Annotated in this window: 23 protein-coding genes and 2 riboswitches; of the genes, 15 read left to right on the top strand and 8 right to left on the bottom strand. The window is 37.5% G+C overall.

Annotation, left to right across the window (positions count from 1 at the left end; all coding sequences use genetic code 11):
* Positions 1-43 precede the first annotated feature (43 nt).
* From sigX to ABC382_RS09305, 6 genes are all read left to right on the top strand, one after another.
* Positions 44-577: an RNA polymerase sigma factor SigX gene (sigX, locus tag ABC382_RS09330; RefSeq protein ID WP_396631733.1), complete on the top strand. Its 534-nt coding sequence runs from the start codon at positions 44-46 to the stop codon at positions 575-577.
* Complete coding sequence (locus ABC382_RS09325; RefSeq protein WP_274796196.1) at positions 574-1,860, top strand: RNA polymerase subunit sigma; 1,287 nt, start codon at positions 574-576, stop codon at positions 1,858-1,860. The genes sigX and ABC382_RS09325 overlap by 4 nt, the downstream gene beginning before the upstream one ends.
* Positions 1,861-2,013: 153 nt before the next feature.
* Positions 2,014-2,201: riboswitch (FMN riboswitch) on the top strand.
* A 215-nt stretch (positions 2,202-2,416) separates the two neighbouring features.
* On the top strand, positions 2,417-3,004 hold the full coding sequence (locus tag ABC382_RS09320; RefSeq protein WP_274796197.1) for an ECF transporter S component: 588 nt from the start codon (positions 2,417-2,419) through the stop codon (positions 3,002-3,004).
* Between the two features lie 225 nt (positions 3,005-3,229).
* Positions 3,230-4,576: a sodium-dependent transporter gene (locus ABC382_RS09315; RefSeq protein WP_322610364.1), complete on the top strand. Its 1,347-nt coding sequence runs from the start codon at positions 3,230-3,232 to the stop codon at positions 4,574-4,576.
* A 189-nt stretch (positions 4,577-4,765) separates the two neighbouring features.
* Complete coding sequence (gene glnA / locus ABC382_RS09310) at positions 4,766-6,100, top strand: type I glutamate--ammonia ligase (protein ID WP_312505414.1); 1,335 nt, start codon at positions 4,766-4,768, stop codon at positions 6,098-6,100.
* Between the two features lie 89 nt (positions 6,101-6,189).
* The gene (locus ABC382_RS09305) at positions 6,190-6,375 is read left to right on the top strand and encodes a sporulation protein Cse60 (protein WP_274796200.1); all 186 of its coding nucleotides are present in this window, start codon (positions 6,190-6,192) and stop codon (positions 6,373-6,375) included.
* A gap of 65 nt (positions 6,376-6,440) precedes the next feature.
* On the opposite strand, the gene ABC382_RS09300 is transcribed toward ABC382_RS09305, so the two are convergent.
* Positions 6,441-6,824 (bottom strand): NUDIX hydrolase, encoded by a 384-nt coding sequence (locus ABC382_RS09300; RefSeq protein WP_274796201.1) that lies wholly within the window; start codon positions 6,822-6,824, stop codon positions 6,441-6,443.
* Between the two features lie 202 nt (positions 6,825-7,026).
* Here ABC382_RS09300 and ABC382_RS09295 point away from each other — a divergent pair, with 202 nt between their 5' ends.
* Positions 7,027-7,890 (top strand): AraC family transcriptional regulator, encoded by an 864-nt coding sequence (locus ABC382_RS09295; RefSeq protein ID WP_312505417.1) that lies wholly within the window; start codon positions 7,027-7,029, stop codon positions 7,888-7,890.
* Between the two features lie 557 nt (positions 7,891-8,447).
* Here the strand turns inward: ABC382_RS09295 and ABC382_RS09285 are convergent.
* Positions 8,448-8,954: a GNAT family N-acetyltransferase gene (locus ABC382_RS09285; protein ID WP_274796204.1), complete on the bottom strand. Its 507-nt coding sequence runs from the start codon at positions 8,952-8,954 to the stop codon at positions 8,448-8,450.
* Positions 8,955-9,086: 132 nt separating this feature from the next.
* Between ABC382_RS09285 and ABC382_RS09280 the strand changes: the two genes are divergently transcribed.
* Positions 9,087-9,884 (top strand): GNAT family N-acetyltransferase, encoded by a 798-nt coding sequence (locus tag ABC382_RS09280; RefSeq protein WP_274796205.1) that lies wholly within the window; start codon positions 9,087-9,089, stop codon positions 9,882-9,884.
* A gap of 10 nt (positions 9,885-9,894) precedes the next feature.
* Here the strand turns inward: ABC382_RS09280 and ABC382_RS09275 are convergent, their stop codons facing one another.
* Positions 9,895-10,158, bottom strand: a complete 264-nt coding sequence (locus tag ABC382_RS09275) for a Parvovirus coat protein VP1-like protein (RefSeq protein WP_274796206.1) — start codon at positions 10,156-10,158, stop codon at positions 9,895-9,897.
* 182 nt (positions 10,159-10,340) lie between these two features.
* Here ABC382_RS09275 and ABC382_RS09270 point away from each other — a divergent pair, with 182 nt between their 5' ends.
* The 3 genes from ABC382_RS09270 to ABC382_RS09260 all read left to right on the top strand — a co-directional run bounded on the left by ABC382_RS09270 (position 10,341) and on the right by ABC382_RS09260 (position 13,462).
* Positions 10,341-11,387 carry a DUF418 domain-containing protein gene (locus ABC382_RS09270; RefSeq protein ID WP_322610365.1) on the top strand — a complete coding sequence of 349 codons (1,047 nt, stop codon included), beginning with the start codon at positions 10,341-10,343 and terminating at the stop codon, positions 11,385-11,387.
* 139 nt (positions 11,388-11,526) lie between these two features.
* A complete protein-coding gene (locus ABC382_RS09265; RefSeq protein WP_322610366.1) occupies positions 11,527-12,186 on the top strand; it encodes a hypothetical protein in 660 nt (219 codons plus the stop codon).
* A gap of 25 nt (positions 12,187-12,211) precedes the next feature.
* Positions 12,212-13,462 (top strand): glutathionylspermidine synthase family protein, encoded by a 1,251-nt coding sequence (locus ABC382_RS09260; protein ID WP_274796209.1) that lies wholly within the window; start codon positions 12,212-12,214, stop codon positions 13,460-13,462.
* Between the two features lie 58 nt (positions 13,463-13,520).
* On the opposite strand, the gene ABC382_RS09255 is transcribed toward ABC382_RS09260, so the two are convergent.
* The gene (locus ABC382_RS09255) at positions 13,521-13,994 is read right to left on the bottom strand and encodes a YbaK/EbsC family protein (RefSeq protein WP_322610368.1); all 474 of its coding nucleotides are present in this window, start codon (positions 13,992-13,994) and stop codon (positions 13,521-13,523) included.
* 306 nt (positions 13,995-14,300) lie between these two features.
* Between ABC382_RS09255 and ABC382_RS09250 the strand changes: the two genes are divergently transcribed.
* From ABC382_RS09250 to ABC382_RS09240, 3 genes are all read left to right on the top strand, one after another.
* The gene (locus ABC382_RS09250) at positions 14,301-15,392 is read left to right on the top strand and encodes a PstS family phosphate ABC transporter substrate-binding protein (RefSeq protein WP_396631734.1); all 1,092 of its coding nucleotides are present in this window, start codon (positions 14,301-14,303) and stop codon (positions 15,390-15,392) included.
* A gap of 31 nt (positions 15,393-15,423) precedes the next feature.
* A riboswitch (guanidine-I (ykkC/yxkD leader) is annotated at positions 15,424-15,519 on the top strand.
* Positions 15,520-15,631: 112 nt separating this feature from the next.
* The gene (locus ABC382_RS09245; protein ID WP_274796212.1) at positions 15,632-15,973 is read left to right on the top strand and encodes a DMT family transporter; all 342 of its coding nucleotides are present in this window, start codon (positions 15,632-15,634) and stop codon (positions 15,971-15,973) included.
* Positions 15,973-16,287 (top strand): DMT family transporter, encoded by a 315-nt coding sequence (locus tag ABC382_RS09240; protein WP_274796213.1) that lies wholly within the window; start codon positions 15,973-15,975, stop codon positions 16,285-16,287. Before ABC382_RS09245 ends, ABC382_RS09240 begins: the two co-directional genes overlap by 1 nt.
* A gap of 44 nt (positions 16,288-16,331) precedes the next feature.
* Here the strand turns inward: ABC382_RS09240 and ABC382_RS09235 are convergent, their stop codons facing one another.
* The 4 genes from ABC382_RS09235 to ABC382_RS09220 all read right to left on the bottom strand — a co-directional run bounded on the left by ABC382_RS09235 (position 16,332) and on the right by ABC382_RS09220 (position 20,142).
* Positions 16,332-17,216: a glycine betaine ABC transporter substrate-binding protein gene (locus tag ABC382_RS09235; protein ID WP_274796214.1), complete on the bottom strand. Its 885-nt coding sequence runs from the start codon at positions 17,214-17,216 to the stop codon at positions 16,332-16,334.
* 85 nt (positions 17,217-17,301) lie between these two features.
* The gene (locus tag ABC382_RS09230) at positions 17,302-18,156 is read right to left on the bottom strand and encodes an ABC transporter permease (RefSeq protein WP_312505433.1); all 855 of its coding nucleotides are present in this window, start codon (positions 18,154-18,156) and stop codon (positions 17,302-17,304) included.
* On the bottom strand, positions 18,149-19,348 hold the full coding sequence (locus tag ABC382_RS09225; protein WP_274796216.1) for a quaternary amine ABC transporter ATP-binding protein: 1,200 nt from the start codon (positions 19,346-19,348) through the stop codon (positions 18,149-18,151). Before ABC382_RS09225 ends, ABC382_RS09230 begins: the two co-directional genes overlap by 8 nt.
* A gap of 158 nt (positions 19,349-19,506) precedes the next feature.
* Positions 19,507-20,142 carry a GntR family transcriptional regulator gene (locus tag ABC382_RS09220; RefSeq protein ID WP_274796217.1) on the bottom strand — a complete coding sequence of 212 codons (636 nt, stop codon included), beginning with the start codon at positions 20,140-20,142 and terminating at the stop codon, positions 19,507-19,509.
* A 271-nt stretch (positions 20,143-20,413) separates the two neighbouring features.
* On the opposite strand from ABC382_RS09220, the gene ABC382_RS09215 reads away from it, so the two are divergent.
* Entirely contained in the window at positions 20,414-21,145 is a 732-nt protein-coding gene (locus ABC382_RS09215; RefSeq protein WP_322610369.1) for a GTP cyclohydrolase II, read from the top strand.
* Positions 21,146-21,158: the final 13 nt, after the last annotated feature.

Here is a 21,158-nt window from a genome sequence, read left to right as displayed (position 1 = left end):
TGAATGTAAGACGACAAATACTATAGAACGGGGGTGGAGTGCTTTGAATGACTCCGTGTTCCATCGACTATACGATGCATATCACCAGGACGTGTTCCAGTTTTTAATATATTTAGTAAAAAACCGTACACTCGCTGAAGATTTAGCGCATGAAGTTTATGTACGAGTGTTGCGCTCATATGATCAATTTGCAGGTAACAGCAGTGAGAAGACCTGGCTTTTTGCTATTGCTAAAAATGTAGCAATTGATCATTTCAGAAAGCAAGCTGTACGCCAAAAGCATTCACTTGATTTCTTTGACTGGGAAACGGAACAGCTCCATTCAACCACACCATCACCGGAAGATATGCTACAGGCCAGTGATGAATTTATGCAAGTCGAGTCAGCACTTGAAAACTGTACAGGTGACCAGAAAATGGTCATTATTATGCGCTATTTTCAGGATTTATCTATTGCAGAAACTGCGCAAATACTAGATTGGACAGAAGCTAAGGTAAAAACAACCCAGCATCGAGCCATTAAATTTTTAAGGCAACAGCTACAGCCGATTAAAGAACAGGAGGCGAAACGGCAATGACGCATAAGCCATTTGATGATGAGCAGCTTGAACATGTATTGAACAATGCCCCTAAGCTTTCTGACCACCGTTCAAAAGAAGACATATTAAATCGGTTAATGGCAGATGCTCGCTTGCAGGATAATATTCACCTTCAAGAAGCAATTCAACAACCAGTAGAGGATGAACAAACTCAGCAACAAAGTAATTCTCTGAAACAAGAAGAACGATCAACCGAATCTAAGTTTCGTAAAATACCATTTTTTATGAGTGTGGCAGCAGTTTTTGCGTTAACAATACTCGTAGGCTCAATGGTAATGAATAATCAAGCTGAACAGAAAGATCAAGCTAGTACGGCTGAAACAGCTACGTACTCTACTTTACAGGAAGATCGTGCTACAAAAGATGCATCTGCGAAGGATGAGGTGCTCCAATCCAATATTGTAACAGAGCATGAGCGTATTTTATCTTTACGGTCATCTGTCTATGAAGAAGATGTCAAAGATGCTGTTGTCTTTCGTATTGGTTTAGCTGGACGAGACGCAGAAAGTGTTCCTATGACATATGTAATTCCAAATGAGCGTGTTGCAACTGATTTTGGAACTGAAAAACCTTCTACTTTACAGATGTATGAAAAATACGCTCCTCAAATAGATGAGGAAGCTAAAGGGTTTACAGACTATCATCCTTATAAAGGTGAGTTAAAGGAGAAGGAAGATAAGCTTGTTCATGTTTTACCTAAGGACAATGATTATGATGTTGCTTCAGCTACCGTCAATGAATACAAAGGAACTTTGGAAGATACATTCTCAGATTCTGAATATACAGAAGTAGAGATTCAAAATGAAGATGGTACGCCTTATGAGTTTTCCCAAGATGGTGAGCCAAGTCAAGCTATGTCATTAACAGGTGCCAAACATTATAATTATTATTTATACAAGGATCCAAATGGAGCAGAATATTTATCTCCAGATTTCCGTCAAACCTTTGCTAATGTGACAGAGGCACTCACACAGATGAAAAATAAAAATGATGATGTTTATGTGCCAGTTGTTCCTGAAAACGTGACATACACAGTAAAAGAGGAAGCGGATGGTGTAGTCATTACATTTGATATCCCTCTTGATTTAACATCCTTGGAGCCAATTCGAGCTACACAATTAATCGAAGCCATGATGCTAACTGCTGCTAGCTTTGATCAACAGTTACGCTTAGATAATGTTGTTCAGGAAAGCTGGGAAGGATTCGATTTAAAAAATTATTTGCCAAAGCCTGTAGGACCAAATAAACAATATATGCCGTAGTCAAAGAGATAAAAGAAATAGGGTATTCCTACAACGTAGGAATGCCCTATTTCTTTTTGCAATACATACAAATCTAATCGGAATTTTTTGAGCAGAACTATTTACTTTTTCTTAATAATTCATTATAGTAAGGCTGTAGAACAAAATAATATGATTCATCTTCGGGGCAGGGTGAAAATCCCGACCGGCGGTAATAGAGTTGTAAATCGTTAATGAATTTTCATTAACTCGAGAGATTTATGCAAAACTCTTCAGCCCGCGACCTGTGCAAATTTTTTTGCATGGCTGACTTGGTGCAATTCCAAGGCCGACAGTTAAAGTCTGGATGGGAGAAGATGGAGGTACGATCGTCATTCATTGTTATGAAATAAACTGTGACTGAGCGCTTTTTTCGTATGGCTTTAAACGCTGCTCAAAAATAGTTTATATTGACGCCTATTCGTCATGCCTTTCTCCCTTGTGCTTTAGATGCATAAGGGTTTTTTCATGCTAACAATTGAAAGATCGTCACCTTTCTTCTTGCGAGATTGAATCAGCAAAGAGGAGAGAGTTTTCTATGAAGAAAAATGTTAAACTTCAATCGTTTATTACGATTGGTATGCTGAGCAGTATTTCGTTTTTATTAATGCTTTTTAATTTCCCTATTCCGCCTTTCCCAGCATTTTTGGAAGTGGACTTTAGTGATATGCCTGCCTTACTAGCAGCCATCACAATGGGACCGGTAGCTGGTATTTTAGTAGAATTATTTAAAAATGTGTTGGATTGGATTTTCTCAGGTACTCCAACTGGGGTGCCAGTAGGTCATATTGCCAACTTTGCAACAGGTATTTTATTTATTTTGCCAGTAAGCTTTATTTTTAATCGTTTTAAATCGATTGCGGGCCTTATTGGAGGTTTAGCGACAGGGACAATAGTGATGGCAGTGGGAATGAGCGTTTTAAACTATGCTTTATTTTTACCAATGTACACATATTTCCTAGGAATGGAACCAGTTGTAGGAGACTCACTTTATAAAATGATTGTCGCTGGGATTTTACCATTCAACATTGTGAAGGGTATTTTATTAACAGCTATTATGGCTTTATTATTTTCAACAATGCGCAAGTGGATCGACCGCCAGCGCTCAATGTATATAACGAAATAATTGAAGATGAACCTCGGGTGGATGGACTGCTCGAGGTTTTTTGTGGTTTAAACTGGATGGGAGGTAGCTTGGCTAAAGTGAGAGAGATAAAAATCGGAGCGTAAAAATAGAAAAAAGTAATAGAAAATGCTAGCAATCTAGTTCTTTATGATTATTACCTAGTCGAAAGGCATATTTTCATGTAAAATAGAGTTGAGTTTAGAATGTTTGAGGAGTTTTGAAGAGATGAGTGGAAAAAAAGGACAATGGTCAAGTAAATTAGGTTTTATTTTAGCGTCAGCTGGTGCTGCGATTGGTTTAGGAGCGATTTGGAAGCTACCGTATGTCACAGGGCAGAGTGGCGGTGGGGCATTTTTCCTAATTTTTGTGCTCTTTACACTGTTAATTGGTTTGCCCATGCTATTATCAGAGTATGTCTTAGGTCGTGGTACACAATCAGAGGCGATAACTGCGTATAAAAAAATCGCTCCGTCAAAACCAGGGTGGGCATGGATAGGCCGAATGGGTGTGCTTGGTTGTTTTTTATTATTAACTTTTTATAGTGTTGTTGGTGGTTGGATTTTCATTTATAGCGGCCTAGGTGTAGCTGGCGCTGTGATAGATCCAGCAATTGATTCAGCTGAATTATTTGGGAAAATTATAGGGACCCCTTGGATTACGCTAGTGGGCTTAGCTTTGTTTACATTAACAAATGTACTAATTATTTCATTAGGTGTACAAAATGGTATTGAGAAAGCTAATAAATGGATGATGCCATTACTCTTTATCATGTTCATTGTTCTTGTTATGCGAGCTGTTACATTAGATGGTGCGATGGAGGGAGTAAAATTCTTCTTATGGCCAGATTTCTCTAATATTACTGGGAAGGCTCTATTAGAAGCACTAGGGCAATCATTCTTTGGACTAGCAGTAGGATTCTCTTGTCTTGTTACATATAGTTCCTATCTAAAAAAAGATGTTAGTCTTCCAAACTCAGCGGGCTCTGTTGTGCTACTAACTGTACTAGTATCTTTTTTGGCAGGACTAGCGATCTTCCCTGTTGTATTTGCCTTTGATTTAGAGCCGGCAGCGGGACCAGGTTTACTATTTATGGTGCTACCGACTGCTTTTAGTCAAATGCCATTCGGGGAAGTATTTTTAGCCATGTTTTTATTGTTATTTTTATTTGCTACATTAACATCATCATTCAGTTTATATGAAATTATCGTAGCAGCCATGATGGAAAATAGTCAGAGATCTCGTCCGATGTGGACACTTTTATTAGGTGTAGTCGTTTTCATTGCTGCCATTCCAGCAGCACTTTCCTCTAGTGTTTTATCGGATGTAACTATTTTCGAGAAAAGTATTTTTGATGCAACCGACTTTTTAGTGTCCAACTTAATGTTGCCATTGGGGAATTTGTTTATTGCGATCTTTATTGCCTATGTAGTGGATAAGGAAATTGTGAAGAGAGAACTGCTAATGGGTAGTAAAATGGGGCAGGGCTATTATTCAACATATCGTATGTTAATGTTAGTTATTGTACCGATTGTTATTCTCGTTGTATTTATTAATATGTTATTGCAATATTAAAATAAAGATAAGGTGTATCCATTGAAAAGTGGGTGCACCTTTTTTATGTATCGAAAATCAAGATCAATATATTCTAAAAAACAATGTTATAAAACCTAACATAAGTATTGCGTAGTTTTCATTTTTAATGTATTTTAAGTACAGTTATAAAATGTTGTGTAAACTAAAATTACATTGGAGTGGTGAAGAATGAAACATTATACAAAAGAAGATATTATTCGTCGGGTAAAGGAAGAAAATGTGAAATTTATTCGCCTACAATTTACTGATATATTAGGAACAATTAAAAATGTCGAAGTCCCTGTGAGCCAATTAGAAAAGGCTTTAGATAATAAAGTCATGTTTGATGGTTCGTCGATTGAAGGGTTTGTCCGTATAGAGGAATCTGATATGTATTTAAAGCCTGACTATGATACATTCGTAATTTTCCCTTGGACTGCCGAGAAAGGAAAGGTTGCTCGCTTCATTTGCGATATTGCGAGACCGGATGGTACACCGTTTGAGGGAGATCCTCGCTCCAATTTAAAACGTGTATTAAAAGAAATGGAGGAGCTTGGGTTTTCATCCTTTAATCTTGGTCCAGAGCCAGAATTTTTCCTGTTCAAGCTTGATGATAAAGGGCATCCAACACTAGAGTTAAATGATAGTGGCGGATATTTTGATTTAGCACCTACCGATTTAGGAGAGAATTGTCGTCGTGATATCGTTCTAGAGTTAGAGGGGATGGGCTTTGAAATTGAGGCTTCTCATCATGAAGTAGCACCTGGTCAGCATGAAATTGACTTTAAGTATGCCAGTGCCATTGAAGCATGTGATCATATTCAAACGTTTAAGTTAGTCGTAAAAACCATTGCTGCACAGCATGGATTACACGCTACGTTTATGCCAAAGCCACTATTTGGGGTCAATGGGTCAGGAATGCATTTTAATCTATCGCTTTTTGAAGGGGATAAAAATGCATTTTATGATGAACATGCGGACTTACAATTAAGTGCAACAGCACGCAGCTTTATGGCGGGGGTAATGAAGCATGTGCATGGCTTTACGGCAATTACGAATCCGCTAGTCAACTCTTATAAAAGATTAGTACCCGGCTATGAGGCGCCATGTTATGTAGCATGGTCTGCTCAAAACCGTTCACCACTCATTCGTATCCCTGCAGCTCGAGGATTGTCTACTCGAATCGAACTACGTTCAGTTGACCCAGCTGCAAATCCTTATTTAGCAATGGCTGTTATTCTTGCATCTGGACTGGACGGTATACGGAAAGATTTAACACCACCTGCAGCAGTGGATCGTAATATTTATAAAATGACAGAGGGGGAGCGTGAGTTAAATGGTATTGATAGCTTACCATCCTCATTGGAATATGCGCTTATTGAATTAGAAATGGATGCCGTAGTTCGAGAGGCTCTTGGCGATCATATTTATGATAAATTTACCGCTGCTAAAGAAATTGAGTGGAATAAATATCGTACTCGCGTCCATAACTGGGAGCGTGAGGAGTATTTAACGATGTACTAAAAAGTGTAGGAGTCTTTTCTCTCCTACGCTTTTTTATATGTGACATGGACATCTTTTTGCTCTATCATTAGAGTAAAGGAGAGTGGACCATGGCACAAACGACTCAAGTTGTAACAATTCAAAATCATGATATTGTGCAATTTGAACATGATATTAATCGAGCTTTAGCAGATTTACGAGGCTTTATCATACTTGATATCAAATACAATACGCTCTATATTGGTGAGCAGACAGTCATCCATTCGGCATTAATTATTTATGAATATAACGATTAGACACCAAAACAGATTAGAATCTGTACGAGTATATCGTTTGGTCATGTCGATGAGACGTGACTTTTTTATTTAAATAAGGATAAGAGAAATACCCGATCTTCTGGAAAGGTTAGAGGTAAAATAGCTACTTCCTCTTTAGTTTTCCATGCGATGTCATAAATTAATCCATCGGGATCTTGAATCATCATTTGTCCACCTGTTATGATGGCTTGAAAATAGCGAACTTCCACTACTTCATTGTGCTTATAATAAATTTCCTTCATAATATCGGCTGTATAGCCTGTTTCCTCATAAACTTCCCGTTTACAGCAAGCCTTAAAATCTTCCGTCGCCTCTTTCCCACCTGATGGGACAGTCCATGTTTTCTCTTCATCAACAGTTCCTTGTAAAACCATTAATAACTGATTCTCTTCGTTCAAACAAATAGCGGCAGCACCTAGCCATTTCATCGTAAAGGCCCCCTTTAACTTCTTTTATACATTTTTATAATGAATACTATTGTAAATAAATATAAGGAGAAACGAACTATAAAAGACTTAAATATGAAAAGCTATTCAAAAAATACTTCCCATTTCACCTGTCCAAAGTTAGCATAAAAAGACAGGTTATACAGCAATATCTATTTTAAGATGGTATCAAGGAGTGAGAGCAATGAGTTGGATTGAGTCGATTCAAAAGGCCATTAATTTTATGGAAGAACATTTATTAGAGGACATCACGATTGAACAGATTGCACAGGAGGTTAATTCATCTGTCTTTCATTTTCAACGAACGTTTGCAATATTGACGGATATGTCCATTGCGGATTATTTGAGACGAAGAAGATTAACATTAGCTGCACAAGAATTAATGGACACAGACCAGAAAATAATCGATCTCGCCTACAAATATGGCTATGAAACTCCTGAAGCTTTTACAAAAGCGTTTCGTAAGCAGCATTATTTAACGCCAAGTGAAGCTAGAAAGAAACAAGGACCATTACAATCATACAATCGCCTGGTCATCCAGGTAAGCTTGAAGGGAGCAGAACCAATGAAGTATAAAATTGTAGAAAAAGACAAGTTTCAAATTGTTGGTGTGAAAAGAACGTATAACTGTCAAAATGGAGAGAACATAAGAGAAATTCCTTTATTTTGGCAAGAAGTGAATCAGAGTGGCCTTGATCATCAGCTATATCAATTAAATAACGGCAGTATCGATGGCGTATTAGGTGTATGTGTACCAAATATAAAGCAAGGACAAAAGGGATTCATTGATTACTGGATTGCTACTGATCATGTAGGGGATGTTGATGAGGGGCTATTAGCAATGGAAGTCCCTGCATCTAAATGGGTTGTCTTTGAGGTCCATGGACCAATGCCAGATGCGATGCAAAATACATGGAAACAAATTTATTCTGAGTGGTTTCCGTCGAATCCGTACGAGCCAGCAGGGACAGCAGAACTTGAGGTTTACCCGGAGGAAGATCCCTACAGCCCAGATTCATACTCAGAAATTTGGATTCCAATAAAGTAATCGTCAAGCCAAGAATGCAAACCGATGCATTCTTGGCTTTTATCATTCTTATAAAAATTTCCTTTTTAACAGTACATTAAAGATGTAAAGTAAATGTATGTTTACAATAAACGATTAAATATTAAATGACTTTTTAATCGTTAATTATTTTCATAAGGGGGTTAAAGGATGATGAGAGGTACGATTCAAAACAAACGTGTTGAAATTTCACAAGTGGAAGCATAGCACTTCTTAAAATCAGGGAGAGTAGCGCATGTCGCAACTGTTGATGAGGAAGGCTTTCCTTACGTAATTCCTTTTGTCTATGTATATGAAGGGGATGACAAACTTACACGAATCGAGGAGGTATCTAAGAAAGAATGGTTCTTTGATGCTCTTCTAGAGAAGTATGGCAATCCTGAATGGACATTTGAAAGAGAAGGCTATCCGATTCTGCCTAAAATTGAGCTTTTTGAGGTACAAATAGAAAAAATAACTGGAAAAATAAATCACAGCATGTATCACTGATAAAAAAGGCTAAGTATTAGTTGAAATCTACCATCCTTAGCCTTTTCATTTTACGAGTTAGTTAAAGTGAATAATTGAAGCGTATTGTCAGTATCGTCATAGCCTTGGTAAATAAAGTTCAATTTCTTTAAAACCTTGATAGAATTGATATTTGCAGCCTCAACTTTTGCAACAATTGTATTCATTGCTAAGTTCGTAAAGGCGTAATCAATTAAAGCAGTTATAGCTTCTGTTGCATAGCCCTTTCCCCAATGAACCTTCGCTAAATCATAGCCAATCTCAGTGATAGCATGGTCAAAATCAAACATATTAAAGCCACATGAGCCAATGATATGATTGGATGCCTTTTCAAAGATTGTGAAACGGAGCGCCTTTTGTTGATCTGCTAATTGTTCCAGTAGTTCAATCATTTCTAGGGCCTGGTCTTCATGTGTAAAATAAGTGATATTCATATATTTGGTTACATCAGGATCTGACCAAATGGCCAATAAATGTTTAGCATCAGCCTTCACCATTTTTCGTAGCTGTAATCTTTCAGTGTTAATACATTCAATCAATACTTTTACCTCCAAAAAGTTAGGATGTTGGATGAAAAATATTGCTATCTGTGCATAATTCAGTCCCTTCTAATGAATCTAATTTTATTATAATAGACTGGGTACAGACTGCAAGTAACTGGAGGAAATATTATGATAAGAGTCTCAGAGGAACAATATCCAACCATTAAACAAATGATTTTAAGAGCCCCAACATTTGTTTATAGTATACTAGATCAAATAATAGAAGGAACTGTCTATGCGGATACAACTGCTTTTCAAACTTTATTATTTCATACGAAATCAGGCATTTATTATATATATGGTGATATAAATAAGACTGCGGTTGATCAACAGCTTAGCTATTGCTTTCTAGAATCTATCAAGCAAAAGAAACGTTTTACTCTATTCTCTTCCACAGCACAGTGGGATACTAAAATTGAACAATTATTCGATGGGCTTATTAGAAAATTAGAGCGCTATACATTTTCATTTGATGAAGACATGTATAATCAACGTGAAAAAAGCGAGGGGCATGATTACGAGGTACAACCTATTACTGAACATCTTATTAAAAATTCATTGGAATTCGGGCATGCATATTATGATGAATATTGGGACTCTCCTGCGAATTTTCTTGAAAAAGGCTTTGGCTTTTGTTTAGTCCATCATCACCAAATAATTAGTGAAGCTGTCGCTATTTTTAAATCAAATGATTATGCGGAAATTGATATTATGACGGATCCGAATTTTAGAGGGCAGGGCTTAGCTAGTATGATTGCAGAAACATTTATTGACCGTTGTCTCGCACATGCTATAAAACCTTGTTGGGATTGCGATATTTCGAATACTGCGTCCATTTATCTTGGTACAAAGCTTGGTTTTACTAAGCCGCAAAAATACTCGATTTTTACTAAGAAGGAGCCCACGCTGTCCTCAAAAACATCGTGAGCTTTGTTCCTTAAAAGTATCGATTGCGTAAATCAAAAACACGATAGAATAATCTGGCATCTCTCGCCATTTTATTAGGTGCATTCATATACGGTTGAAGGCATCGTTGAAACTGTTCATCACAATGTCTTGTGCTACCGTGGCGTGTATAGCATTCATCGTGTAGTTTACAGCAAGCATCCACTGCATTCGTAGGCTCGCCTGGCCCTGAGCAGCCAGGACCACAGTACCGATAACCTGGGTAACAAAAACCAAGCTTGCGTTTTCTATTCATTGGCTAAACCTCTCTTTACTATGTTTTTACTATAAAATATGTAACATTTCATGACAAAAGAGGTTAAAAAACTACTAGGCTATTCTTTTAATTTGTAAGGTTGCTGTAAGCTTAAATGAACATAACTGTAAGGATGGGGCGTTATGCTAGCTATAGCATAAAAGATAAGGAGTTAATGCAACATGAATCCATCCGTAACACAGAAAGAACGAATTATTTCCTTAGACATTATTCGAGGATTAGCGTTATTTGGTATTTTATTTATTAATGTAGGTGCCTACCAAGTTCTTATTGAAGGTGGCCCAATGCCTGATTATAGTGGCATCAATGGTGTAATCAATACACTTATTGATATATTTATCGAAAAGAAATTCTTTTCTATTTTTTCATTCCTGTTTGGTGTTGGTTTTTATATTTTCGCTACTCGTGCAGAAGCACGTGGAGATAGACCGAGATGGCGCTTTGCAAGACGGTTATTGGCATTATTGATTATTGGTATTATTCATATTTTTCTATTTTGGGGCTCGATCCTAGCCATTTACGCAGTGCTTGGATTTTTATTGCTGCCATTTTATTCAGCAAAAGTGACAACAATTAGTAAATGGTTAATGGCTATTATCACGCTTTATATTCTTGCTTTATTAGGACAAATATATATGCCTGCTAATACTACAATGTCAGCTATTTATGGCTTTGTAGGTAATGATGCCGTCTCTATTTTCATTATGTTTTTAAGTGGTTTTTTAGCAGCAAAAGCCGGCTGGATTAGCCATATAACAGAGAATATGCAAAAAGTGAAATGGCTACTTTATGTGACAGGTCCATTATTTATCGGATTTTCATTATGGATTTGGTTGGCATCGCAAGCAGATGATCAACGTATACAATCTATTCTTGGCTTAGGTGTTATTCCGACAACATACTTTTATTTAACATGTTTGTTTATAATATTAGAGCATAAACAAGTAGTGAAACTTCTTCAACCAATCGGACGAGTGGGTCAAATGGCATTTACCAACTATTTAGCACAAAGCTTTATCGGTACTGCTATTATTTCACTAATGGGTTTAGAGGTTGTCTCACCATCAGATATTGTTGTAATAGCGAGCATCATTTTTATTATTCAAATTATTTTTAGTATGCTTTGGTTTAAATTCTTTACAATCGGACCATTTGAAAAGCTATGGCGATATATGACATACGGTAAAAGAGCGGTGACAAAGCAATGATAAAATTCTTGGAATCCCAAACATGTAGTTTGGGATTTTTTCCTGGAGAAATAAATATTGTATGATTTTGTAAAAAGTGAAACCTACTATTAATCACATCCGTAGATTAGTTACATGAAATAAAGGAGCATTTGAAAATATGGCAAAACAAATAAAAAAATATATGGCTGTAACAACGGCATCTTTTATGGCTGTACAGCTAGCCGCATGTGGAAATAGTGAAACAAAAATAGTAGAGGAAAATCCTACAACAACATCTGCTACTAATCCGTCAAGCGAAGAACAAACTCAAGCAACGAGTGATGAATTAATAAATGTTTATAATAGCGAAATGGCTGATGCCTGTGATGAATGGCAAGAGGGAGACGATGGTTCCTATGAATGTATCGATGAAGATTCCCCGTATTATTCTCAGCATTTCTTTAATGGTCTCATGTATGCAACGGCGGGCGCAATGATCGGAAGTGCCATTTATAAAAGCCGCAATTTAAAAAATGGCACAGATCGAGATGAACAAAGCGGGGGTGGTGGTTCTACTGTACCTCGATCAACCCAAAATGCTAAGGATGAAAGTAAAACAAATGGTCTCACGAACAGCACTCAAGAAAAGGCTGGTACAACATCCAGTAGCTCTACACCGAGTAGTTCAAACTCCTATTCAAGTGGTCAGCGCTCCTATTCAACGGACAGCTCATCAAAAAGCTCGAACTCCTATTCCAATAGTTCTTCCTCCTCTAGTACAGGGAAATCTGGCTTCGGTTCAGGTGGGGCCTCTCGTGGCGGCTCGTCCTCCTCGTAAGTTTGAAAAGGGAGCATAAAAACTAATGAATTATACACAACAACGACAAGCATTCTATTCTAAATTTCCCCACTTCTTCCCTGATTTTGAGGATTTAGAGTACGCACTTTATGATGTTTTAGAATTGCCAAAACAACAAATCGATCAACTTCACTATGCCACACAAATACTTTGGCGTATCTTTTTAAAAGTAGGGAAACAATTTAAGCATTTATCGTGCGATCAATTATTAGCCTTAGGAATTCGTCCCGAAATGATACCCTATATTCAACTAGATTATTTACAGCAGCAATCTGTTCTGGCTCGCTTTGACTTTATTTGTACAGAGGATGGTCATATTAAATGTCTAGAGTTGAATGGAGAAACACCTTTTCTTGTACAAGAAACCTTTGAAATGAATGAACAGCTCTGTCAGCATTTTAGTTTTAAAAACCCAAATGATGTGACCGCTTTACAAAAAACGTTGTCAGGTGCACTTTTTGCTGCTATGCAATATGTAAACGATGTTAAAAAGCCAAAGATTGTGATCACCGGAAAAATGGCAACAGAGGATTATGAAGAGTATTGTCAGGTGCAATTTATTAAGAGCTGTATTCCTTTTGAAATTGAGTATGTACCTATTCAGAAACTAACCATTTTTTCTAGTGATACGTCAAATGTGTCTCAAGGTCTTTATACACCTGCTATGGAGAAAATTGATATTTTATTTCGTCCTGCACATCCTGCAGAGTTTTTAATAGATGATATAGCTTCAGATGGGGATCGTATTGGGCTACAATTATTAGAACTTGTCAAAAAGCGACAGCTAGCCATCATTAATCCACCTGCAGCTTATGTCTTACAATCGAAAATCTTATTATGGTTAATATGGGAGCGGAGAAGTGACCCACTACTCTTTACAGCAGAGGAAAGAGCAGCAATTCAGCAATTTATGCTACCTACATATCTTACAGCAGAGCCTTTTATTCGTGAGGATATGCCTTATGTGAAGAAACCTGTTTATTCACGTGAAGGAAATACTGTGGAGATTTACGAAGGTAGTGGGAAGAAACTAAATGCCTCTCAATCCTCCCATTATGATGATAATTTGTTTATTTATCAGCAGTATATAGAGATGCCTAACATAACGATTCAGCTAAAAGAGGGATATCAGTCTAAAAAATGGCTAATCGGTTCATTTGTTGCTGATAATCGAGCGTGTGGTTTAAGCTGTCGCGTCGGCAATCAGATTACTGAATGGGATTCACATTGGTTAGCAGTGGGTTACAAGGAATAGTAAGTCATTAATAGTAGAATCGGCGAGACCTTTTGATAAGTTTCGCCGATTATTGTTTTTAATCATTCCAGCCCTTACATACATCAACCCATTCTTTATAGGGAGTATACGCTTCGAGTTCTGAAATGGTTACCTCTATGGCAGAATTGCTACTACCGCATGCTGGAAATACAGTTGTGAAGCGTTTCAGTGAGTCATCTAAATAAATGGCCACCCCTTCGTTTACACCAAAAGGACAAACGCCTCCAACATCATGCCCAATCATTTTTTCAACGTCATCCCTTGCTAGCATCTTAGCCTTCGTCCCAAAGACCGCTTTAAATTTGGCATTATCGATTTTAGCATCGCCTGCAGCAACAATTAATACGGCACCGTCATTCACCAGAAAGGATAAAGATTTTGCTATACGTTCAGGCTCACAGCCGAGTGCCTGTGCAGCTAATTCAACGGTTGCAGAACTTTCTTCTAATTCTTGTATCTTGTGCTCAACATGCCATTGTGCTAAATGATTACGTACTTTTTCAATTGCCATATGTACAACTCCTCCTACTTATCTCTATTACATTCGACATAGTGCTATCCAGTTTAATACTTTTTTAAAAGTATTCCTCTAACGAAATGCTAGCCTTTGCAACCAAATGTTATACCTTTGAAATTAAAGCTATGCCGAATCAGGATAAATTTAATTTTAACATAATTTTCTGAATAAACAGTTGTGAATGCTTTATCTTTCCAGTACGATTAGTTTAGAAGTGTAAAATTACACTGGAGGAGGGTATCTGATATTAGAATTATACAAATTGTATCGGTGTTAATATGTTTATCGGTTGTCACATTAATGGCTGCGCTTATTGTTACACTGAATGGAAGTATACATTTTATGCATTTAGTGTTTACCGTGCCTGTTTGTTTATTTGTCTTTTTTATATCTAGCATGTTTAAATGGATCAACACTAAGAGAAGAAGAGGCTTGTTATTTGGTGCTATGGGGATTGCCTTATTGATTGCGTCCATCAAACCGATTCAACATTATTATAAAATGAGTATCCCGACTGTCGATGCAGAAATTGATGTAACGGCCTATCAGCCATTTGCACAGGGCAATAAAGTGGAAAAGACTGACGCAAAAGCATCCTTACAATTATCGGAGTCATTACCACGTTTAGATGGTGCGACGGCTCTGTATCCTTTGTACGCAGCTTTTGTAGAGGCCACTTATCCAAAAAGTGACTATGCTCCGTATAATAGTAGAGTACAAGTTAATCGCACACCTGAAGCTTATCAAAATTTAATTACAGGAAATGTTGATCTTATCTTTGTGGCAGCACCGTCCACCTCACAGGAATGGCAAGCAGAAAAGGAAGGTCTGACGTTAAATATGACACCAATAGGACGAGAGGCATTTGTCTTTTTCGTGCACCATAAAAACAGTGTCGATAATTTAACTCTAGAGCAGGTGAAAAAAATATACGCGGGCGAAATTACCAATTGGCGAGAGGTAGGTGGCGAGGACGAGACAATTCGTGCTTTCCAACGTCCAGCAGATAGTGGCAGTCAAACAGCACTAGAAAAATTGATGGGCAATACGCCATTGATGAAAGCACCTTCTGAAGACATCGTGTCGGGAATGGGAGGAATCATCCGAGAAGTTTCGCAATACCGAAATTATAAAAATGCCATAGGCTTTACGTTTAGATATTATTCGACAGAGATGGTCAAAAATGAAAAAATTAAATTATTAGCTATTGATGGAGTGGTACCGACTAAAGAAAATATTCAAAATGGTACATACCCTTTAGTATCAGAATTTTATGCAATCACAGCAGGAACAGAAAATCACAATGCACAAAAATTAATTGATTGGATTCTTTCTGAGGAAGGGCAAGTCATGGTTGAAAAGGTTGGCTATGTACCACTGGAAAATCATTAAATAGTTTGCTATACTAAGAGTAACAATCGAATGAATAGTTTTCTAGGGTTCCGTAGCCTTGCTAGTCTGGTCCGAGAGAAAACCACAAATTGATTTTGTGACACGGAAGGATAAAAGCCTGGGAGATACTGTTTTTAAAACAGTTTCTTCAGGCTTTTTTTGTTTGGATTAAATTAACTCACAAAGTGAATGCTAAACAACGGTTAATCGTCCGTGTCTTATAAAATGGAGGGGTTTTTATGAATAAACAGTGGATAAGTGTCATTGTAGCGGCTTGCTTTGAAGTATGTTGGGTCATTGGTTTAAAGCATGCAACAAGTGTATGGGAATGGCTAGGTACTGCCATTGCTATTTTTGTAAGTTTTTATCTGCTTATTAAGGCAGGGGAGCATTTACCAGTTGGTACGGTTTATGCTGTCTTTGTCGGTTTAGGGACAGCTGGAACTGTTTGTGCGGATAGCTTGTTATTTGGGGAGCCATGGAAATTAGCAAAAATAGTATGTATTGTAGTGTTACTCGCAGGAGTAGTCGGCTTAAAGCTTGTAACTGGAGAGTCAAAGGATCAAGAGGTGACTGAATAATGGCATGGATGGCATTAGTGATTGCAGGATTGTGTGAGATGATGGGTGTATATATGATCAGTAAATATAACAAGATGAAAAGTATGAAAAATTTAGGATTACTGATTTTTGCATTTACCTTAAGCTTTGCAGGTCTTGCCTATGCAATGGAAACATTGCCAATGGGTACAGCCTATGCTATTTGGACAGGAATCGGTGCGGCTGGGGGAGCACTGCTAGGAATGCTATTTTTTAATGAATCCAAGGACTGGCGCCGTATTGTTTGTATTATCCTTGTATTAGGGGCGGCAGTCATGTTGAAGTTGTTATCATAATAAACAGGCACTCCTGCATAAGCGGAAGTGCCTGTTTTCTTATATTATTTCTTTACATCTTTTGTCCATTCAGCTACCTTATCTGGATTAGCTTCTACCCATTCTTTCGCAGCGTCTTTTGGATCTTTACCATCCATTACTTCTAGCATTACGCTTTCTAAATCTTCTGCTGTCCAGTGGAAGTTATCTAAAACAGAGTATACATCTGGTAAATCTTCTTTCAAGCCTTTACGAACAAATGTATTAATGGTTTCTTCTCCACCATATACACCTTTTGGATCTTCTAAGTATTTAAGATCATATTTCGCAAATTTCCAGTGAGGTGACCAACCTGTGACAACAATCTCTTCTTCATTTTTCAGCGCCTTAGCCAATGAAGTTGTCATTGCGCCAGAAGAAGAAGTAATAAAGTTCCAATCTGCTAAATTATCATATTCTTCTATTGCTTTTTCCGTAGCAGCCGTAATACCAGCACCCGGTTCAATCCCAGTGATTGTATGATCAGCTTCATTTGTTAAATCTTCAATAGAGTTCACATTCATATAGCTTGGAACAACTAAGCCAATTTTTGCACCAGCAAGGTTTTCTCCTAGCTCATCTAAATCAGCTTTATATTTTTCGTACTGTGATGCATGTGTATGTGGTAACCATGCAGCAACCATTCCGTCAGCTTCCCCTTTAGAGACAGCCTCCCACATAATTGCATTATCTAAAGGAGTTAATGTCACATCATAACCTAAATCTTCGAGAACTTGCCCAACAACATTCGTTGAGGCGATTTCTGTATCCCACTCAACATAGGCAAGGTTTACCTCCTTAGAATCACTGGTTTTTCCAGAGCTTGAGCCTGAATCGCCTCCACTACATGCAGCGAGCATGAAGCCTAGACCTAGAGCCATTCCTAACTTTGATATTGTCTTTAGTTTCATCGAATCTCCCTTTCTATTTATCATTTTATCAAACTGCCAACACCATCCATAAGGTGCATGCCGGCGAGAAAGATTAACTATGTTTCTATAATGCTTTCTTTTTATTAAAGCTTTGTGTTAAGCGGTCAATAATAATAGCAAAAATAACTAAGCCTAGGCCTGCAACAAAGCCATTCCCAACTTGTGTACGTTGAAGGGCTGTTAATACCTCTCGTCCTAGACCCGGTGCTCCAATCATAGAAGCAATAACTACCATAGAAAGTGATAGCATCACGGTTTGGTTAATTCCGGCCATAATCGTAGATTTAGCCAAAGGAATCTCTACTTTAAATAGTTTTTGACTAGCGGTACTACCATAGGAGTCTGCTGCTTCGACTAATTCCTTCGGTACTTGACGAATACCGAGGTTTGTCATACGTACTGTTGGGGGTAAAGCGAAAATAACAGATGCAAAAACACCAGGCACAATCCCGATGCCGAAGAAGGCAACTGCTGGGATCAAATAAACAAAACCAGGCATTGTTTGCATGAAGTCAAGTATTGGTTTAATAATGTTTTCAGCTATTGTAGATTTCGACATTAGAATACCAAGTGGAATACCGATAATGATGGATATAATACTTGAAAAGAGCACGAGTGTAGTTGTCTCCATAAGGTGTGTCCATAGTCCTTGATTATAAATAAACAAGAGACCTATTAATGAGAATGCAGCTAGCCCGAATTTTTTGCCTGAAACGAAGAAGGCAAATATCACTACAAGTAATATAAGAATAATGGCTGGGATACCCATTAATAAATCAGTGACCTGATTCATGAGTAGTTTTCCAAATTGCTGAATAGAGTTAAAGAACGCTGAAAAATTACTCGTCAACCAGTCCATAGCTGATTCTACCCATTGAGCTAGTGGTATTGTTGGAATATTATCTAAAAAATTATTCATGTACTTCGGCCTCCTCATCGCTCGTTGAAAGTGCTTGGATGACAACGCCCCTAATGAGAACCCCTAGTAAGCGGTCATCTTTTACAACTGCGATAGGAGTAGGTGAATTATAAATCATCCCTAGAATATCTTGTAATAGCATATCTGGTGGAACGGTTAGCACCTCTGTTTGCACAATGGAGTGGACGGTCTGTTCATGCTTTTTAGCTGCAGCTAGTGCATCATCCGCAGTAATATAGCCTTTTAAGTGTCGATTTTTATCAACAGCCATTAATAAACTAACTGCTTCTTGTCGCATGCGTTTGAGTGCTACTGTAGGGCCATCCAAGTCTACATTAACGTAAACAGGTCGTACCATAACATTTTCAGCTGTTAATACTTTAGAACGGTCCACATCCTCTACGAATGTTTTGACATAATCATTTGCTGGGTTGGTTAATATTTCCTCCCCTGTACCAATCTGAATGATAGAACCATCCTTCATAATAGCGATCCGGTCCCCAATGCGTAATGCTTCATTTAAATCATGTGTAATAAACAAAATCGTTTTTTTCAATGTTTGTTGTAGATCAAGTAGTTCATCCTGCATTTCTTTACGAATCAAAGGATCTAGTGCAGAAAAAGCTTCATCCATTAGCAGTATTTCAGGGTCATTTGCAAGTGCACGCGCTAACCCAACACGCTGCTGCATACCACCAGATAATTGACTTGGATACTGATCTTTGTATGCAAGTAATCCAGCATTTTCTAGAGCCTGTTCAGCTTTTGCTTGTCGTTCTTCCTTTGAAATACCACGAATTTCAAGGCCGTATTCGGTGTTTTGAAGTAGTGTACGATGGGGGAATAAACCGAAGTTTTGGAATACCATACTCATTTTGTTTCTTCTTACAGTCCGTAGACTTTCTTTTCCCATTGTAGAAATATTTTCTCCATCAATATATATATTTCCGCTCGTTGGTTCAATAAGGCGGTTTAAGAGCCGTATAAGGGTTGATTTGCCACTACCTGACAAACCCATAATGACGAAAATTTCTCCTTCATTGACAGTAAAGCTTGCATCGTATACACCAACAGTTGCACCTGTTTCTTTTAAGATATCAGTCTTACTTTTTTGTTGCTTAACGAGTTCTAGTGCTTGGGGAATATGTTTGCCAAACACTTTCGATACGTGTTCTATTTTAATTTTTTCCATAGAAGCACTCCTTTCGTAAATTATTACTATGTGAGGATAATGATACCCAAAAATAAACAAGTAACAACTTTACTGTAGCAAAGGGTTGTTACTTTTGTCAAATCGACAAAAAAGAAAAAAACCGCTTAAACGCTGTTATATCAGCGCTTAAACGGATTTTAATTTGGATATAAAAAGCTTTGAACTCTGGCAAAGCTTTCATCATTACCGACAAAATAAATAATGTCTCCCTCTTCGAATGAGACATAAGGTCCAGGGGATAGTAATAATTCATTACCACGTCGAATTCCTACAATGGTACTTGATGTATTTTGCCAAAAGTTTAATGCTTGTACTGTTTGATGAATGCAAGGGCTATCAGCTGTCATTTCTAATTGATAGGGAATGAAAGGATTGACTGAACGGAAATGCTCTGTGCGGCTAATTAGCTGCTTTGCTTTATCTTGTAAATTAATTAATTCATGATGCTGTTTTTGGATGCTAGTCAAAAGTTCATTTTGTATTTCATGTATAGATTGAACATCATGAAACTGTCTAACGAAATGTGCCGCTTTTTCATAAGATTTAATGATAACTCCACTACCTTTTGAGGCCTCTACAATTTCTAAGTCTTGTAAAACAGCAATGGCTCTTCTTGCAGTTTCCGCCGAAACATTATATTGACTTGCTAAAGAGGATCTTGCATATATTTTATCGCCAATTTGGTATTTTCGTTCCACGATCTTTGATGCAAGGTCATTGGCTATTTGTTGATATTTTGGCTGTTTTACTTGAACATTTTTTTCTAAGTTCATTCTTAACTTCCTTTCGTCATTACAGGTACCACAGCTTATTATAGACTAGCCTGCACAGAAAAAATAGCATCTCCATAAGCTAGTAGTATATGATGTAAAAGTAATGTTAAAATTTTTGTATCTTATATTTATAATCAAAGAATAATAGCTGTTCATTGACACTTTTTAGTTATTATTATAAACTAAGTTACGTTATGTAAGTGCTGTGAAAATACATGTGCTCAGTTGGTGTATTTACCCCAACTGTTTCTATAGAAGGTTGGAGATTATAATGACAATTACGACTAAAGTTATGGACTTAGTGAAAGATAAAATGACAATGGTAAAGTATACCGACACAGAAAATATTTGCCTTGTTGGACCTGTAAATTTACCGATTAAACAAGGTGATTTTTCTGCCACATTTCAATGGTATAACTGGCTTAAAGTTGATGCAAATTTATCAAAAGAAGAAATCATTGATGGATTAGCCACTGCCAATTTAGCCTTTTTACAGCAATCATCAGTCCTTGTATATGGTGATTTTACCCATTCAGAAGATGCTTTAATCCGAATGCATAGTATTTGTCACACAGGTGACATATTTGGCAGCCAACGCTGTGATTGTGGCTATCAATTGCATGAGTCCATGAAAATGATTGTGGAGCATGGCTGCGGAGCAATTTTTTATTTAGCAGACCATGAAGGCCGTGGTATTGGTTTATTCTCTAAATCTCTTGCTTATTTATTACAAGAGGAAGGGTTAGACACGGTTGAGGCAAACCATGCTCTTGGCTTCCCGGACGATACTCGTTCTTATGAAGAAGCACTTGCCGTTCTAGCTACGCTGCGTTCTAAACCGGTAACACTTATTACAAATAATCCTAAAAAACTGGCTGCTTTACAGGATCGCGGCTTGGCAGCAGAAGGGCATGTACCTTTATGGGGTGGGTTGACGGAGACGAACCGTTATTATTTAGAAACAAAGGTTGAAAAATCTGGACATATACGCGAAAAGCAATGAGTGGAGGTTACGA

It is taken from the genome of Lysinibacillus phoenicis (assembly GCF_047238325.1).
GTDB classification, from domain to species: Bacteria; Bacillota; Bacilli; order Bacillales_A; family Planococcaceae; genus Lysinibacillus; species Lysinibacillus irui.
Note: the sequence above shows the minus strand (reverse complement) of the source record. Positions and strands in the feature narration are given on the sequence as shown.

Bases quoted from the DNA above. Each gene is read 5' to 3' on its own strand.
- ABC382_RS09270 (WP_322610365.1), top strand. From the start codon at position 10,341: ATGAATCCATCCGTAACACAGAAAGAACGAATTATTTCCTTAGACATT.
- ABC382_RS09295 (WP_312505417.1), top strand. From the start codon at position 7,027: ATGAGTTGGATTGAGTCGATTCAAAAGGCCATTAATTTTATGGAAGAA.
- ABC382_RS09275 (WP_274796206.1), bottom strand. From the start codon at position 10,158: ATGAATAGAAAACGCAAGCTTGGTTTTTGTTACCCAGGTTATCGGTAC.
- ABC382_RS09245 (WP_274796212.1), top strand. From the start codon at position 15,632: ATGAATAAACAGTGGATAAGTGTCATTGTAGCGGCTTGCTTTGAAGTA.
- ABC382_RS09235 (WP_274796214.1), bottom strand. From the start codon at position 17,216: ATGAAACTAAAGACAATATCAAAGTTAGGAATGGCTCTAGGTCTAGGC.
- ABC382_RS09250 (WP_396631734.1), top strand. From the start codon at position 14,301: ATGGCTGCGCTTATTGTTACACTGAATGGAAGTATACATTTTATGCAT.
- ABC382_RS09255 (WP_322610368.1), bottom strand. From the start codon at position 13,994: ATGGCAATTGAAAAAGTACGTAATCATTTAGCACAATGGCATGTTGAG.
- ABC382_RS09240 (WP_274796213.1), top strand. From the start codon at position 15,973: ATGGCATGGATGGCATTAGTGATTGCAGGATTGTGTGAGATGATGGGT.
- ABC382_RS09230 (WP_312505433.1), bottom strand. From the start codon at position 18,156: ATGAATAATTTTTTAGATAATATTCCAACAATACCACTAGCTCAATGG.
- ABC382_RS09320 (WP_274796197.1), top strand. From the start codon at position 2,417: ATGAAGAAAAATGTTAAACTTCAATCGTTTATTACGATTGGTATGCTG.
- ABC382_RS09265 (WP_322610366.1), top strand. From the start codon at position 11,527: ATGGCAAAACAAATAAAAAAATATATGGCTGTAACAACGGCATCTTTT.
- ABC382_RS09215 (WP_322610369.1), top strand. From the start codon at position 20,414: ATGACAATTACGACTAAAGTTATGGACTTAGTGAAAGATAAAATGACA.
- ABC382_RS09300 (WP_274796201.1), bottom strand. From the start codon at position 6,824: ATGAAATGGCTAGGTGCTGCCGCTATTTGTTTGAACGAAGAGAATCAG.
- ABC382_RS09260 (WP_274796209.1), top strand. From the start codon at position 12,212: ATGAATTATACACAACAACGACAAGCATTCTATTCTAAATTTCCCCAC.
- ABC382_RS09315 (WP_322610364.1), top strand. From the start codon at position 3,230: ATGAGTGGAAAAAAAGGACAATGGTCAAGTAAATTAGGTTTTATTTTA.
- ABC382_RS09225 (WP_274796216.1), bottom strand. From the start codon at position 19,348: ATGGAAAAAATTAAAATAGAACACGTATCGAAAGTGTTTGGCAAACAT.
- ABC382_RS09280 (WP_274796205.1), top strand. From the start codon at position 9,087: ATGATAAGAGTCTCAGAGGAACAATATCCAACCATTAAACAAATGATT.
- ABC382_RS09325 (WP_274796196.1), top strand. From the start codon at position 574: ATGACGCATAAGCCATTTGATGATGAGCAGCTTGAACATGTATTGAAC.
- ABC382_RS09220 (WP_274796217.1), bottom strand. From the start codon at position 20,142: ATGAACTTAGAAAAAAATGTTCAAGTAAAACAGCCAAAATATCAACAA.
- ABC382_RS09305 (WP_274796200.1), top strand. From the start codon at position 6,190: ATGGCACAAACGACTCAAGTTGTAACAATTCAAAATCATGATATTGTG.
- glnA (WP_312505414.1), top strand. From the start codon at position 4,766: ATGAAACATTATACAAAAGAAGATATTATTCGTCGGGTAAAGGAAGAA.